Raw genomic sequence first — 13,081 nt, forward strand, 5'->3', positions numbered from 1 at the left:
TACGCGTCGATCGCCTGGCCCCACAGGCGGGCCGCCTCGTGGGGGTTGCCGCCCCGTTCGGCCCGCTCGGCCGCCACCCGGGCGTACGTCGACGCCTCGGCGGCGTGGACCGGCCCGCCGGCGCGCAGCAGGTGGTACGCGAGGGCAGCCGGCTCGACGGGTTCCCGCTGTCGCAGCACCTCGGCGACGGCCGCGTGCCAGGCGGCGCGGCGCGGCGCGGACAGGTCGGCGTAGAGCGTGTCGCGGACCAGGATGTGGGTGAAGCGCAGCCGCCCGTCGGACTCCCGTTCGGTGAGGAACCCGGCTGCCAGGGCGCGGTCCACGGCGTCCAGCGCTGTCGTCGGGTCACCGGCCAACACGCCCAGCACGTCCGGGTCGAGGTCCCGGCCGAGCACGGCCGCCTGCCGCAGCACGGTACGGGTCGAGGTCGGCAGCTGCGCCAACCGGTGCCGGATCACGTCGCGTACCCCAGGCGGTACGGCGGCCAACCCCGCCTGCCCCGTGCTCGCGTACAGCTGGGCCAGTTCGCGGACGAAGAACGGGTTACCGCCGCTGCGCTGATGGATCGACCGGGCGGTGGACTGGTCCAGTTCCGACCCGACGATGGCGCCGGCCAGCTCGCCGGTCGCCGACGCGGGCAGCCCGGCAAGATACTCCCGGACCGGCTCCAGCCCGGCGGCGCGGGCCAGGGTGGCGGTCAGCTCCGGGCTGATCTCGGTGGCCCGGTAGGTGCCGAGGATCAGCACCGGCCCGCCGGCCGGCTGCGGGCCGGTGAGCAGTGCGGTCAGCAGGTCCAGGGTGTCACCGTCGGCGCGGTGCAGGTCGTCGAGGACCAGCAGGACCGGCTCCCGGTCGGCGACCGCCGAGATCAGCGAGGCCACCGCGCGGTGTCGACGGAACCGCACGGTGGCGGGGTCAGCCGAGCCGTCAGCCGAGCCGTCTTCCGAGTCGGCGGCGGCGGGGGCGACGACGGGGGCGGCCGGCCCGGCGAGCGCGTCGGTGATCTGGGTCCACGGCCACGCTGGCGGAGCGCCCTCGTACTCCGGGCTGCGTCCCCACGCCGTGGTCCAGCCCTCGGCGGCCAGTCGCCGGGTCAGGGCCTCGGCCAGTGCCGTCTTGCCGGCGCCCGGGTCGCCGCTGAGCAGGGCGAGCGTGGGCTGGCGGCGGCGGGACGCGGCCTCGGCGGCGCGCCGCAGCAGTTCCAGCTCCGCGTCGCGGCCCACGAACGGGCGCTGCTCCGCCTGGACTTGTCGAACGGGTTCCCCGAGGCCGGTGGTGACGGCCCGGTCGACGGCCGGGGCGAGGTGCGGCGCCTGGGCCAGGATGTCGGCTTCCAGCCGTCGCAGCTCGGGCCCCGGGTCCACGCCCAGCTCGGTCACCAGGACGTGGCGGGCTTCCCGCAGCGCGGCCAGCGCGTCGCCCTGCCGGCCGGCGCGGTACCGGGCCGTCGCGAGCAGTCGCCAGGCGTCCTCGCGCAGCGGATGGCTGGCCAGGTGTGCCGGTAGGTCCGCGGCCGCCTCGTCCGGTCGGCCCACCGCCAGGAGCGCCTCTGCCCGCCGCTCGACGGCGAGCATCCGCAGCTCGTCCAGCCGGTTGATCTCCGCGAAGGCCCAGGACTCGTTGGCGCAGTCGGCGTACGCGGGCCCGCGCCAGAGCCCGAGCGCCGACTCCAGCGCGGTCAGGGCCGGCGCGGGACGCCCGGCCGCCAGCAGCCGGCCCGCCTCGGCGACGGCCGCCTCGAACTGTCCGGCGTCGACAGCGTCCGGGGCGGCCTTCAGCGCGTACCCGGGCGGCTCGGTGACCAGGATCCGGGGCGGCTGCCGGGGTGGTCTGTCGGGCTCCAGGGCCCGGCGCAGGTCGGCGACGAAGGTCCGGATCGCGCCCACCGCGCCGTCCGGTGCGACCTCCCACAGGTCGTCGACGAGACGATCCACCGGCACCACCCGACCGTGGGCGATCAACAGCCGGCCGAGCACCAGGCGCTGCCGGTGCCCCCGCAGGGGGACCGGGCCGCGCTCGGTCGCGGCGATCACCGGCCCGAGTACGCCGAAGGTCACCGCGACGGGCGCCGTCAGCTGCCTGGTCATGGCACCAATCTAGGCCCGTGGCCCGGCCGGCACTGATCCGACGCTGACCGGCTGCTGATCACCGCCGGACAGGCTCGGTGAGGTACGACGGCGACGGGCCTCCGCCCTCGCCGGCACTGCTCACCAGGAAGGTTCCCCCGTGGACCCGAAGATCAACGGATTCGACTACCGACGCGTCACCGTCGCCGACGGGGTGACGCTCAACGCCGCCGTGGGCGGTTCCGGGCCGGCGATCGTGCTGTTGCACGGCTTTCCGCAGACCCACCTCATGTGGCGGCACGTCGCCGCCGATCTGGCCGCCGACCACACGGTCATCTGCCCCGACCTGCGCGGCTACGGCGACAGCGACAAGCCCCTCGACACCGACGGCACCGGGTACGCCAAGCGCACCATGGCCGCCGACATCGTGGCGCTGGCCGGCGCGCTCGGTCACGATCGGTTCGCGTTGGCCGGGCACGACCGGGGCGCCCTGGTCGCGTTCCGCGCCGGCCTCGACCATCCGGCGGCGGTCAGTCAGCTGGCCCTGCTCGACGTGCTACCCACCCTGGACATGTGGGACGTGCTGCACGGCGCCAGCGCCGCGGTGGCGTTTCACCTCTACCTGATGGCGCAGCCGCCCGGCCTGCCCGAGGAGCTGATCGCCGGCAGCCCGGACGCCTTCTTCGGTCACTTCCTGGACGTCTGGACCCGTGATCCGGAGGCCCTGCCGGCGGAGGTGCGGGCCGCGTACCTGCGCGCGTCCCGCGACGCCGTTCCCTCGATCGTCGCCGACTATCGGGCGTCCGCCGGGATCGACGTGGCCCACGACGCCGCTGACCGGGCGGCCGGCAACCAACTGCGGATGCCGGTGACTGTGCTCCAGCAGGACTGGGGCGCGGCGCTGGGCTACGACGCGGCGGCGGTGTGGCGGGCCTGGGCACCCGACCTGGACCACCAGACGGTCACCTGCGGACACTTCATGGCGGAGGAGGCCCCGGCCGAGGTGCTCCGGGCGCTGCGCGCCCTGCTCGCCCGTTGATCGATCGGCGACCCGGCCACCACTGTCACCCTGGGCAAGATATCCGACACTCCTTGTCACCGGGTGGCTGTGTGGCCGGGTCGTCGCGCCGCACCCGTCCCACAGCCCACAAACCAGCCAGTAATGGGCCTTGACCTGCGGTAACGCGACGTTGCACGAGGTGGACGGCAACCCGTCATCGGTGATACACAGGCAGATACCGGCAGCCAACGACGTCGAGTCGCTCCATCTTCTCGCCCAACGACCGTCCACAGGCAACGCACCACTGGGCTCCGCCGCACGGACCGCGGCTCGCCGTCGCGACCCACCGAACGGCACTGGTCCACCGGGCGCTGCCGGACGCCGGTCCTCGACCAAGGAGTTGCCGTGGGAACCCTACGAATCCGATCCCGCCACCAGCCGTACGAGATCGCTGTGCTGGCCGCGGCACCGCTCTGCGGCATTCTGATGATGACCCTCGATGTCCGGCCGACGTCCGTTCAGACGTCGATGCCGGGGCCCATCCAGGTCGCCTGGGAACTGGGTCTGATCGCGGTGGGCGTCGGTGGACTACTGGGCATCCTGTGGCCCGGCCGGCTCTCCACCGGGCTCGGCCTCGAACTCGCGTCGGTGCTGGTGCTCGGCACGATCACCGGCATGTACGCGGTAGCCGTGCTGGTCATGTCGGGCCGATCTTCCATCGTCGCGGCGTCGTTCGTGATGGCGGTGACGGTCGGGTCGCTCTGGCGGGCCGCGCAGATCGCCATCGACCTTCGTCGCCTGGCCCGAGCGTGCGAATTTGTGACCTACGAACAGTTGCAGGCAGGTGTTACGTGATCACCGCACCCGCACCGGCTGCACCGCACTGGGTGCAGGTGACGCTCAGCGTGCTCGGCATCCTCGGCGGAGGCACCGGCCTCGCCGCTATCGCCACCGTCGTGGTGCAGCGGGGCAAGTTCAAGGCCGATGCCGCCGACACGCTCACCGAGGCCGCCCTCACGCTCGTGCAGCCGTTGCAGACGCGGATCACCCAGTTGGAGGGCGAGGCGTTCAGCGCCCGGTCCGAGCTGGGCACGCTCCGCGAACAGGTCAACCAGTTGCAGTTCGTGGTCCGGGTGCTCACCCGGACGCTGGACCGCTGGCGCGCCGCGATCCGTGCCCCCGACGCCACGCTGCGCAAGGTCCGAGCGACGGTGGCAGAGTCGGACCGGATTCCCGAGATGGACCGTTGACCGCGGTGGTGTCCCCGCACCGCCCGCCCCACGATCGGCCGGCTCAGCCGGCACCGCGGAGGCGTTCGGCGAGTTCGCGCACCGCCGCCCGGAACTCGGGGTCGGTCTCGCCCGGATGGTGCCCCCGCAGCGGCGGCGCTGACCGCTCCCCCGGCGCCGGCAGCAGGTCCGGTGGGTCCCGCAACCGCCGGTCGACCTGGCCCGCCGGATCGGTCGGGTCCGGTGATGGATCGCCGGGGCGGTGTGCGGCGAAGACCCAGCCGCCGACCGGGTCGGTGTCCCGCCAGAGGTTGAGCCACCGCCACTCGACCCGCTCCCCCACGTCACGCAGCACCTCCTCGTTGAGGTAGGCCGGAAAGAGCCGGGCGTACAGGCGGTCCAGCGGTGACCCGTAGGTGAGCAGCGCGACCCGTCGACGTACGCGCGGGGGCAGCCGCAGCACCGCGAGAGCGAGCAGCGCGGACCCGTGGCTGTGCCCACAGAGCAGAACCCCGACGTGCCGCTCGGCCAGTTGGCTGATCCGGTCGGCCAGTTCCGGCACCGCGCGGTCGGCGTAGCTCGGCGGGGCGAACGGGTGCGCGGCCCGGGGCCAGAAGGTGCCCAGGTCCCACAGGATGCCGACGTGTCGGCGAAACCACGCGGTCCGATAGGCGAACACGCCACCGGTCACCAGCGTGAGCAGCAACGCGGCGACAAGGTAGCTACCCCCGCTGAGCCCCATCTGGACGGCTCCGGCCGGCAGCCCGAGCAGTTGCCGGGTCAGGTCCTCCGGTTCGCGCCCGCTACGCCCCACCAGACTCGTGGCCAGTCCGACCACCGCGAGCGCCGCGTACGTGGCGGCCAGCGGACCCAACCACTCGGTGAACCGCGCCCGGGCGATGGTCTTCGTCGTCAGCCGTAACCTGCCGACCGCCTCCGCTGGCACGACCGGGAAGTCACGAGCGGTGATCGCCGCAGCCGCACGCAGCCGGCGCCGCCGCGACACGACGGTCAACGCGCCGCACAGCAGCACCGCCGCGACCACGTGCAGGAAGAAGGCCAGCAGCGTCCAGCGGTACGGCAACGGTGGCCCACCATCACCGCGGTAGCCGCCGAGCAAATCCCCCATCTGGTAGACGAGGCCGGCGGAGAGCGCGCCAGCCAGGCCGACCGCGAGGGCGGCGAGGACCGCCGCGCCCAGGCCACCCGGCAGCGCGGACCGGCCGCCCACCCGACCGCGCTGCCACAGCACCACCACGCTGAGCAGCACCAGCGACGTCATCTGGCCCAACAGAGCCGCGCCGGCGATCCCGCCGTAGCCGGGAAGTTCGGCCGCCGACGACCAGTCGCGCCGGTCGCTCGCCACGGTGACGAGGGTCGCCACGCTCAGGACGGCAGACACCGTGCCCGCCGTGCGGGCGGTCCAGGTCGCCGTTCGGGCGGTCGCCGCCCGGTCGATCATCCCCGGAGCGGCGAGCAGACCGACGCAGGCCAGCAACACCGCCGCGCTGAGCGCCAGCAGCAGCGTCGTGGAGAACGTCGCGCCGCTGGCGCGACGGGCCGTGAGCAGCACGACATTGAGTACGGCGAGCGCGGCGGCCACGTGGATCGCGCGCAACCGGTGCACCAGCGGCTCCACGGCCCACAGTGGGTTGTCGGCCGGGCCGGACCGACGGGTTCCGAGGAGGCGCAGGACCGCTATGGCGGCGATCGGCAGGAGCGCCAGCACGGCCAGCCGCTGCCCGACGTTCCGACCGTCGAGCCCGGCCATGGTGTCGAAGGGCGGGCGGCAGCGGGCCGCACCGAGACACCGCCAGGCGAGCAGGTCGAGGGCCACTCCGGCGATGGACACCACGTACAGCACTGTCAGGTTGAGCGCGAGGAGCCGACACAGCACGCTGACCGCGACGGCGCGGCGGCGGCCGGTGGGGCGCATCCACACGGCCACGTTGGCGAGCATGAACGGCAGCAGGAAGACCATGGCGAGGGTCCGTCCGACGGTGCCCGAGGGCAGGTCACCCCAGCGGTACGCCTCCAGCGTCAGCTCGTCCGGGCCGATGTCGTCCGACCGGGTGGCACGGTGGAAGCCCCCGCTGCCGTCGCCGGCGACCTGCCGGACCTGCGGCTGGTCGAGGATGACCGTCGGGTCCGCCCCGGACACGCCGTGCACCCGCAACTCCACCACGTCGTGTCGTCGCGGTTGGTCGCCGTGCCGCTGTCTTCCCTCAGGCATCGGGGCGCTATCCGTGTCGCCGCTTGTGGGGTGCGTCGCTCTCCCCGGGCTCGTGCACGGACCGCCGCAGTGCCGGCATCGCGTCGAACAGGACGATCAGCAGCAGTACCCCGGCGACGACGGCGCTGTTGACCAGTTGCGGAGACCGCACTGTCGCCAGCCCGCCCACGATGATCGCCGGCACACCGACCAGACGCGCCCAGGGCCAGCTGCCGTCGACCACCGCCGCGAGCAGGATCCGGGCGCTCAGGAACAACGCGGGGCCGATGACGCCCACTGTCGTCTGCCCCGTTTCGTATTCTCCCGGATGGTCGATCGTCATCTCCATGGCCACCGAGGTGGCCAGCACACCAGCGATCATGACGAGGTGCAGGTAGCCCGCCATCAGCGTCAACTTGCTGCCGGGCGGGCCCTCCGCCTCGATTCTCGCGCCCAGCCGGCTGCCGGCGGGCACCAGGTAGAGCCGGGCGAGGGCCACCGCCGTCACGAACGCCAGGGCGAAGGCCACAGTGCTGTCCCGGTCCAGGCCGGACCCGCTGTAGGTGACGCCGGCGATCAGGATCAGCTCACCCAGGGCGATGATGAAGATCTGTTGGTACCGCTCGGAGAGGTGTGTTCCGTTCACCTGAAGTTCCGGCCAGGTGCTGCGTCCGAGCCACGGGAACGGCCAGCGCAGCCGCGCCAGGGAGTACTCCATGACGAGGGCGAGCGCCCAGAGCACCTCCCGGGCCGGGGTGACGGCCGCCCCGACCACCCAGAGCACACCGGAGATCGCGAACCAGACCGCAACCCGCAGGCTCCGCACCTGTAGCGGGTGCCCCCGCAGGGCGGGGATCAGGATCGCCGCCCGACCCAGGTGGATGGCCACGTAGGCGACGGCGAACACCATGGCGTGTCCGTCGAACACGGTGGGTACGGCCGCGGCCATCAGCAGGCCGCCGAACATCGTCCAGAGCAGCAGGGTGACGATCAGCGGAGCCCGGGGGTCGAACCAGTCCGCCGACCAGGCGGTCACGAACCACACCCACCAGAGCGCCGCCAGCATCAGCAGCGTCTGGAAACCACCGTTGAAGCTGGGGTCGTCGAGCAGCGCCCGGGACAACCGGGTCAGCGCGAAGATGAACGCCAGGTCGAAGAAGAGTTCCAGGAACGACGCCTTGCCCGGGTTCTCCCGCCGGAGCAGCAGCCGTCCCGGAAGCCCGCCCGCCATCGCCATCCTTCCCCGGCCCGCAGCTGCCACCGCCGCCCCAGTCGTACCACCCGGACCGCCGGGCCCGGGTCGGTTCCGCCGAGCCGGGCCGTCGTGGTCGGCGGCAGCCGGTGACGCCGCGCTAGGAGATCAGGTCGGATGCCACGGCCCAGAGCCGCTCGGCGTTGCCCGGGTCGACCGCGTACGCGGCCACGCCGCTGTAGTCGGCGGGCCGATCGGTGACGACCGGGGCCTCGGCGCAGTCCTCGAAGTAGCGGCCGCCAATGCCGTCCAGCAACGGGGAGGCCGCGAGCAGCACCGAGGTCGCCGCACCCTGTTGCGGGGTCTTGTGCATCTCCTTGGGCGACTTGAGCCCACCGGTGTGCTTCTGCAACCCGGTGGCGATCGCGCCCGGGTTCAGCGCGTTGGAGTAGATCCCCTCGTCGGCCCAGCGGCGGGTGGCTTCCACGGCGAGCAGGGCCTCGGCGCTCTTGGACTGACCGTAGGCCAGCAGCGGGTCGTAGGGCCGGAACGCGAAGTGCAGGTCATCGAAGATCACCGGGGAGAAGAGGTTGCCGCTGGAGCTGACCGACACCACCCGGGCACCGTCGGCTGCGGCGAGGGCGTTGTGCAGGCCGACGGTCAACGCGAAGTGCCCCATGAAGTTGGTGGCGAACTGCATCTCCCAGCCCTCGGCGGTGCGCTCCAGCTCGGGCAGCGCCATGATGCCCGCGTTGTTGACGAGGATGTGCAGCGGCTGGTCCCAGCCGGCGACGAACTGGCGTACCGAGGTCTGGTCGGCCAGGTCCAGCGCGCGGACGGTGACCCGCTCCGCGCCGATGCTGGCCGCGATGTCGGCGGCGGCCTGCTCACCCGCCGCGACCCGGCGGACCCCGAGCACGACCTCGGCGCCGGCAGCGGCGAGCGAACGGGCCGTCTCGATGCCGATACCGGCGGCGCCGCCGGTGATGATGGCCCGCTTGCCGCTCAGGTCCACCCCGGCGATGACCTCGTCGGCGGTCGAGGCGAAACCGAAGGGGGTCGTGATGCGCTCTGTCATTGCTGTCCCGTCTCTCGATCACCCTTACTCCGACACTGTCACCCCGGTGGCAGGCGTTAGCCGGTTCCCTGCTTTTCCTGGTAGTGGCAGGACCAGGCTGGGCGGTCGGTGGCGGCTCCTACGATGGGCGGGTGAGCACGGCCGGCCCGCTGGGCGAATACCTGCGTGCCCGGCGCGAGCTGATCGGGCCGGGTGACGTCGGCCTGCCCGCGCACGGCCGTCGGCGGGTGCCCGGCCTGCGGCGCGAGGAGGCGGCCCTGCTCGCCGGCATCAGCGCCGACTACTACCTGCGGTTGGAGCAGGGGCGTGACCGGCACCCGTCGACGCAGGTGGTCGAGGCGCTGGCCCGCGCGCTGAGGCTGGACGCGGACGCCGCGGCGCACCTGCACGGCCTGGCCCGGCCGGTGCCGGCCCGGCGGACGGCGCGACCCTCGGAGCGGGTGCCGGTGGGCATCCGGCAGTTGGTCGGTTCGTGGGCCGAGACGCCGGCCTTCGTGCACGGTCGACACCTGGACGTGCTCTTCGCCAACCCCGCCGCGACCGCGCTGGCGCCGATCTTCACCGCTGGGGTGAACCTGCTGCGCGCGGTCTTCCTCGACCAGAGCGTGCCGGCGCTCTACCCGGCTCTGACGGGGGTCGCGGCCAACGCGGTGGCCGGCCTGCGCGCACAGGTCGGCCCCGAGGTGGACGACCCCCGCCTCATCGAGCTGGTGGAGGAGCTGACGGCCGGCAGCGAGCGGTTTCGGCGTTTGTGGGCCCGTCACGACGTCACGGCCCGCGCGGGCGGCGGGGTGCGGGTGTTCCAGCACCCGGAGCTGGGCGAGTTGGCGCTGCGCTACGAGAAGCTCGCGATCAGCGGCACCACCCAGTCGCTGGTCGTCTATCACGCCGAGCCGGGCAGCCCGTCGGCGCGCTCGCTGGCCCGGCTGGCTCGACGGGCGGCACCGCGCTAGCGTCGCCGTCCCCGAAGCGGGCCCGCTATCGGTTGGCCGCCCGCTCGGCGACCACCACCGAGATCCCGTCGAGGACGCGTTGCAGACCGAACTCGAACGCGTACTCCGGGCCGTACGCGGCGCCGTGCTGCTGGCCGGCGGCGGTGCCGACCCGGGACGCGGTCGGGTAGGCGCCGGGCTTCAGGAAGGTCTCCAGCCAGGGCGCGTGCGACTGCCACCACTGACCGTCGGTCATGCCGGTCTCGCGCTCCAGGTCGACCACCTCGGAGGCGGCCCGGGCGGCGCTCTTCACGTGACCCAGCACGAGGGTGAGCACCGCGTCGACCTCGACGTCGGTGAGCCCGATGTCGACGATCGCGCCGAGCTCGTAGTCGTACTTGGCCATCAGGTGCGGACCGAGCACCGGTCGGGTCGTCTCGGCCCGCAGCATCCACGGATGCCGTTGGTAGAGCGCCAGATTGTCGCGGGCGATCCGTTCCAGCCTGGTCCGCCAGTCGCCCTCGACGACAGGGCGCGGCATCTCGCCGTACGCAGTGTCGATCATGACGGCGACGAGTTCGGCCTTGCCCGGCACGTAGGTGTAGACCGACATCGTGCCGACCCCCAGCGCCTCACCGACCCGGCGCATGGTCAGCGCGTCGAGCCCCTCGGCGTCGGCGATGTCCATCGCGACCCGGACGATCCGGTCGACGCTGAGCGCTGGACCGGCGCTGCGGCTGGTCGGCTCGCGGGTGCGCCAGAGAAGGGCCAGGCTGCGGGCCGGGTCCGCGGTCGCCTTGCGCTCACTCGCCATGGTGCGGCCATCCTAACAACGAGGCCGTACGCCGTACGACCGCGCCGGCCTGCTCTCGCTCGCCCCGTACGCCGTCAGAGCGCCTCGCGGTCGTCGGACAGCGTCGGACCGGCGGCGGCGGGCACCAGGTGTCGGACCTCCGGCTCCCCGTCGGTCAGCTCCCGGGCCCGTTGCTCGGCCGCGCGGTCCTCACCGGTCAACCGGCCACCGTGCTGGCGCAGGTGCTCGTCCCAGGACGGCACCAGATACACCTCGACGAACCGGTCCGCCGTCTCGGCCGGGCGGAACAGCCCCCAGCGCATCGCGCCGGTCCGCTGCCGCGCGCCACGCACCAGGTCCATCGCCGCCAGGAACCGTTGGGTCCGCTCCGGCCGGACGGTGTACTGCACCGTCACCAGCACCGGCCCCACCCCCGGGTCCGGCTCGTGCGCCAGGTGCAGCTGCGGCCAGTAGGCCGCCGGTTCCCGGTCCACCGACCGCAGGTCCGGCAGCGGCCAGATCCGACTCGTCACGGTGCCGACCAGCATCAGCGCCGCCGCCGCCAGGTACGCGAGGACCAGCCCGGCCATGTCGGCCACCAACCCCCAGAGCAGCGCGCCGACCGCCTGCCCACCGGCGAAGCACACCTGGTAGACGGCCAGGCCCCGGGCTCGTACCCAGCTGGGCAGGAAGAGCTGCATCTCGGCGTTGACGTTGGCCAGCACCGTCACCCAGGCCATCCCGGCGGGCAGCAGGGCGAGCAGTACCAGCGGCACCGCCCGCACGGTGCCGACCACTGTCAGCGCCACTGTGAACAGCGCCCCGGCGATCAGCAGCAACTGGTTCGCCGACAGTCGCGTGCGGATCACGGCCAGCAGCACGCCACCCGCGATGGCGCCCACGCCGAGGGCGGCCAGCAGCACCCCGTACCCGCCGGAGCCCAGCCCCAGCCGCCGACTCGCCACCAACGGCAGCAGCGCCCAGAGCGCGCTGGCCGGGACCACGAAGACCAGCGCCCGGCGCAACAGCCGGCGGACGGTCGGCGAGTGGCGTACGTAGCGGCTACCGGCCCGCAGCGCGGCGGTGAACCGCTCGGGCACGTCGACCGCGCGGGCGTTACCGGGCCGCCAGCGCCACAGCGCGTACGCGAAGATCGCGAATGCGACCGCGTTGATGCCGAAGACCGGGGCGACGCCGGTACGGGCGATCAGCACGCCGGCCACCGCGGGCCCGAGCGCCCTCGCGACGTTCACGCTTATCGAACCGAGCGCGGACGCCGACCGCAGTTGGTCCTGCGGCACAAGCTCCGGAATCACCGCCGCCCAGGCCGGCAGGGTCAGCGCCTGTCCGACCCCGAACGCGAAGGTGAGGGTCAGCAGCAGCGCCGGCGGCATCCGGCCGGCCAGGGTGAGCAGGGTCAACGCCACCGCCACCGCCACCAGGAACAGCTGCACGGCGATCAACAGGTGCCGGCGGTCGAAGCTGTCGGCCAGCACCCCGGCGGGCAACGCCAGCAGCAGGACCGGCAGCAGACTGGCGGTCTGCACCAACGCGACAAGGGTGGAGGCGTTGGAGTGGTTGATCAGCAGCCACTGCGCGCCGACGGTCTGCATCCAGGTGCCGATGTTGGCGGCGAGCAGGGCCAGCCACAGGTTGCGGTAGACCGCCGTACGCAGCGGTGCCCAGGCCGAGGCCGGACGGTCGGCGGGTCCGGCTGCGGCCGTCACCACCGCCCGTCCGCGCGCAACACGCGCTCACCCGAGACGTAGAGGTCGTCGGGTTCGAGCAGCAGCAACCGGACGACCTCGGTGGCGACCTGTTCGGGCATGGCGTACACCTTGTCCAGGAACTCGGCACCCACCCGTTCCTGTAGCCGCGTCGGCATCGGCCCGGGATGCAGCTGCATCACCTTGACCCGGTTGCTGTGCTGGGCCTCGGCCAGCGAATCGACCAGGCTGTTGCCGTAGCTCTTGGTGGCCCGGTAGACGGGGATGCCGGGCCGGGGCGCCGCCAGCGCCAGCGCGCCGATGTAGACGACGTTGCCGTGGCCCTGTCGGTGCAGGTGCCGCACCGCCTCCCGCAGCAGGTACGTGATGCCCAGAACGTTGACCTCCACGGCCCGGCGGATGTGTTCCACCGACAGGTCCCCCAGGTCGCCGCCCGCCCACATCGAGGCGCAGGCCGCCACCCCGTCGATGGTGCCGTAGCGCTCGACCACCTCGGCGAGCCCGTCGCGGACCTGCTCGTAGGAGGAGACGTCGCAGACCGCGCCGTCGCAACCCAGCTCGTCGGTCACGGCGGCGACCTCGGCCTGCTCGTCGCCGAACACCACTACCTGATGCTCGTCGACGAGCAGTCGGGCCACCGCGAGGCCGAGACCGCTGGTCCCGCCGACCACCACGAAGGTTCTGGCACCCATGTCTCTCCAGCCGTCGCCGGCACAGGTCACGCGGGCCGCGCGACGGCGCGTTCTTCCCGTTTCCGGACCCCGCACACCCGTTCGCCGGTAGTGCTGGGCATACCCCGAAGAGTGGATCTGGACGGCTGGGGCACCCATTCGCTCCCGATTAGCGTCTGCT

The 13,081-nt window shown here is 72.9% G+C and carries 11 protein-coding genes; 4 read left to right on the plus strand and 7 right to left on the minus strand.

Features of this window, described 5'->3' with window-relative positions:
* The coding region (locus GUI43_RS05405) for an ATP-binding protein (protein WP_146765864.1) at window positions 1–2,087 on the minus strand (2,087 nt) is incomplete at its 3' end.
* Window positions 2,088–2,226: 139 nt separating this feature from the next.
* On the opposite strand from GUI43_RS05405, the gene GUI43_RS05410 reads away from it, so the two are divergent.
* The 3 genes from GUI43_RS05410 to GUI43_RS05420 all read left to right on the plus strand — a co-directional run bounded on the left by GUI43_RS05410 (window position 2,227) and on the right by GUI43_RS05420 (window position 4,316).
* Window positions 2,227–3,105 (plus strand): alpha/beta fold hydrolase, encoded by an 879-nt coding sequence (locus GUI43_RS05410; protein ID WP_112698192.1) that lies wholly within the window; start codon window positions 2,227–2,229, stop codon window positions 3,103–3,105.
* A gap of 366 nt (window positions 3,106–3,471) precedes the next feature.
* Window positions 3,472–3,921: a hypothetical protein gene (locus GUI43_RS05415; protein WP_112585471.1), complete on the plus strand. Its 450-nt coding sequence runs from the start codon at window positions 3,472–3,474 to the stop codon at window positions 3,919–3,921.
* Window positions 3,918–4,316: a hypothetical protein gene (locus GUI43_RS05420; RefSeq protein ID WP_112585469.1), complete on the plus strand. Its 399-nt coding sequence runs from the start codon at window positions 3,918–3,920 to the stop codon at window positions 4,314–4,316. The genes GUI43_RS05415 and GUI43_RS05420 overlap by 4 nt, the downstream gene beginning before the upstream one ends.
* Before the next feature lie 43 nt (window positions 4,317–4,359).
* Here the strand turns inward: GUI43_RS05420 and GUI43_RS05425 are convergent, their stop codons facing one another.
* The 3 genes from GUI43_RS05425 to GUI43_RS05435 all read right to left on the minus strand — a co-directional run bounded on the left by GUI43_RS05425 (window position 4,360) and on the right by GUI43_RS05435 (window position 8,777).
* Window positions 4,360–6,528 carry a hypothetical protein gene (locus tag GUI43_RS05425; protein WP_112601672.1) on the minus strand — a complete coding sequence of 723 codons (2,169 nt, stop codon included), beginning with the start codon at window positions 6,526–6,528 and terminating at the stop codon, window positions 4,360–4,362.
* 7 nt (window positions 6,529–6,535) lie between these two features.
* The gene (locus GUI43_RS05430; protein WP_167457727.1) at window positions 6,536–7,738 is read right to left on the minus strand and encodes a low temperature requirement protein A; all 1,203 of its coding nucleotides are present in this window, start codon (window positions 7,736–7,738) and stop codon (window positions 6,536–6,538) included.
* Window positions 7,739–7,859: 121 nt separating this feature from the next.
* Window positions 7,860–8,777 carry an SDR family NAD(P)-dependent oxidoreductase gene (locus tag GUI43_RS05435; protein WP_112698194.1) on the minus strand — a complete coding sequence of 306 codons (918 nt, stop codon included), beginning with the start codon at window positions 8,775–8,777 and terminating at the stop codon, window positions 7,860–7,862.
* A gap of 131 nt (window positions 8,778–8,908) precedes the next feature.
* On the opposite strand from GUI43_RS05435, the gene GUI43_RS05440 reads away from it, so the two are divergent.
* A complete protein-coding gene (locus GUI43_RS05440) occupies window positions 8,909–9,730 on the plus strand; it encodes a helix-turn-helix transcriptional regulator (protein ID WP_112698195.1) in 822 nt (273 codons plus the stop codon).
* Between the two features lie 25 nt (window positions 9,731–9,755).
* Here GUI43_RS05440 and GUI43_RS05445 read toward each other — a convergent pair whose 3' ends face one another.
* The 3 genes from GUI43_RS05445 to GUI43_RS05455 all read right to left on the minus strand — a co-directional run bounded on the left by GUI43_RS05445 (window position 9,756) and on the right by GUI43_RS05455 (window position 12,921).
* Window positions 9,756–10,523, minus strand: coding sequence for a TetR/AcrR family transcriptional regulator (locus tag GUI43_RS05445; protein WP_112585459.1), 768 nt, complete (start codon window positions 10,521–10,523; stop codon window positions 9,756–9,758).
* Between the two features lie 74 nt (window positions 10,524–10,597).
* Window positions 10,598–12,232 carry an MFS transporter gene (locus tag GUI43_RS05450; protein WP_112698196.1) on the minus strand — a complete coding sequence of 545 codons (1,635 nt, stop codon included), beginning with the start codon at window positions 12,230–12,232 and terminating at the stop codon, window positions 10,598–10,600.
* Entirely contained in the window at window positions 12,226–12,921 is a 696-nt protein-coding gene (locus GUI43_RS05455) for an SDR family NAD(P)-dependent oxidoreductase (protein WP_170158681.1), read from the minus strand. Before GUI43_RS05455 ends, GUI43_RS05450 begins: the two co-directional genes overlap by 7 nt.
* Window positions 12,922–13,081: the final 160 nt, after the last annotated feature.

Source organism: Micromonospora noduli, assembly GCF_003264365.1.
GTDB classification, from domain to species: Bacteria; Actinomycetota; Actinomycetes; order Mycobacteriales; family Micromonosporaceae; genus Micromonospora; species Micromonospora noduli.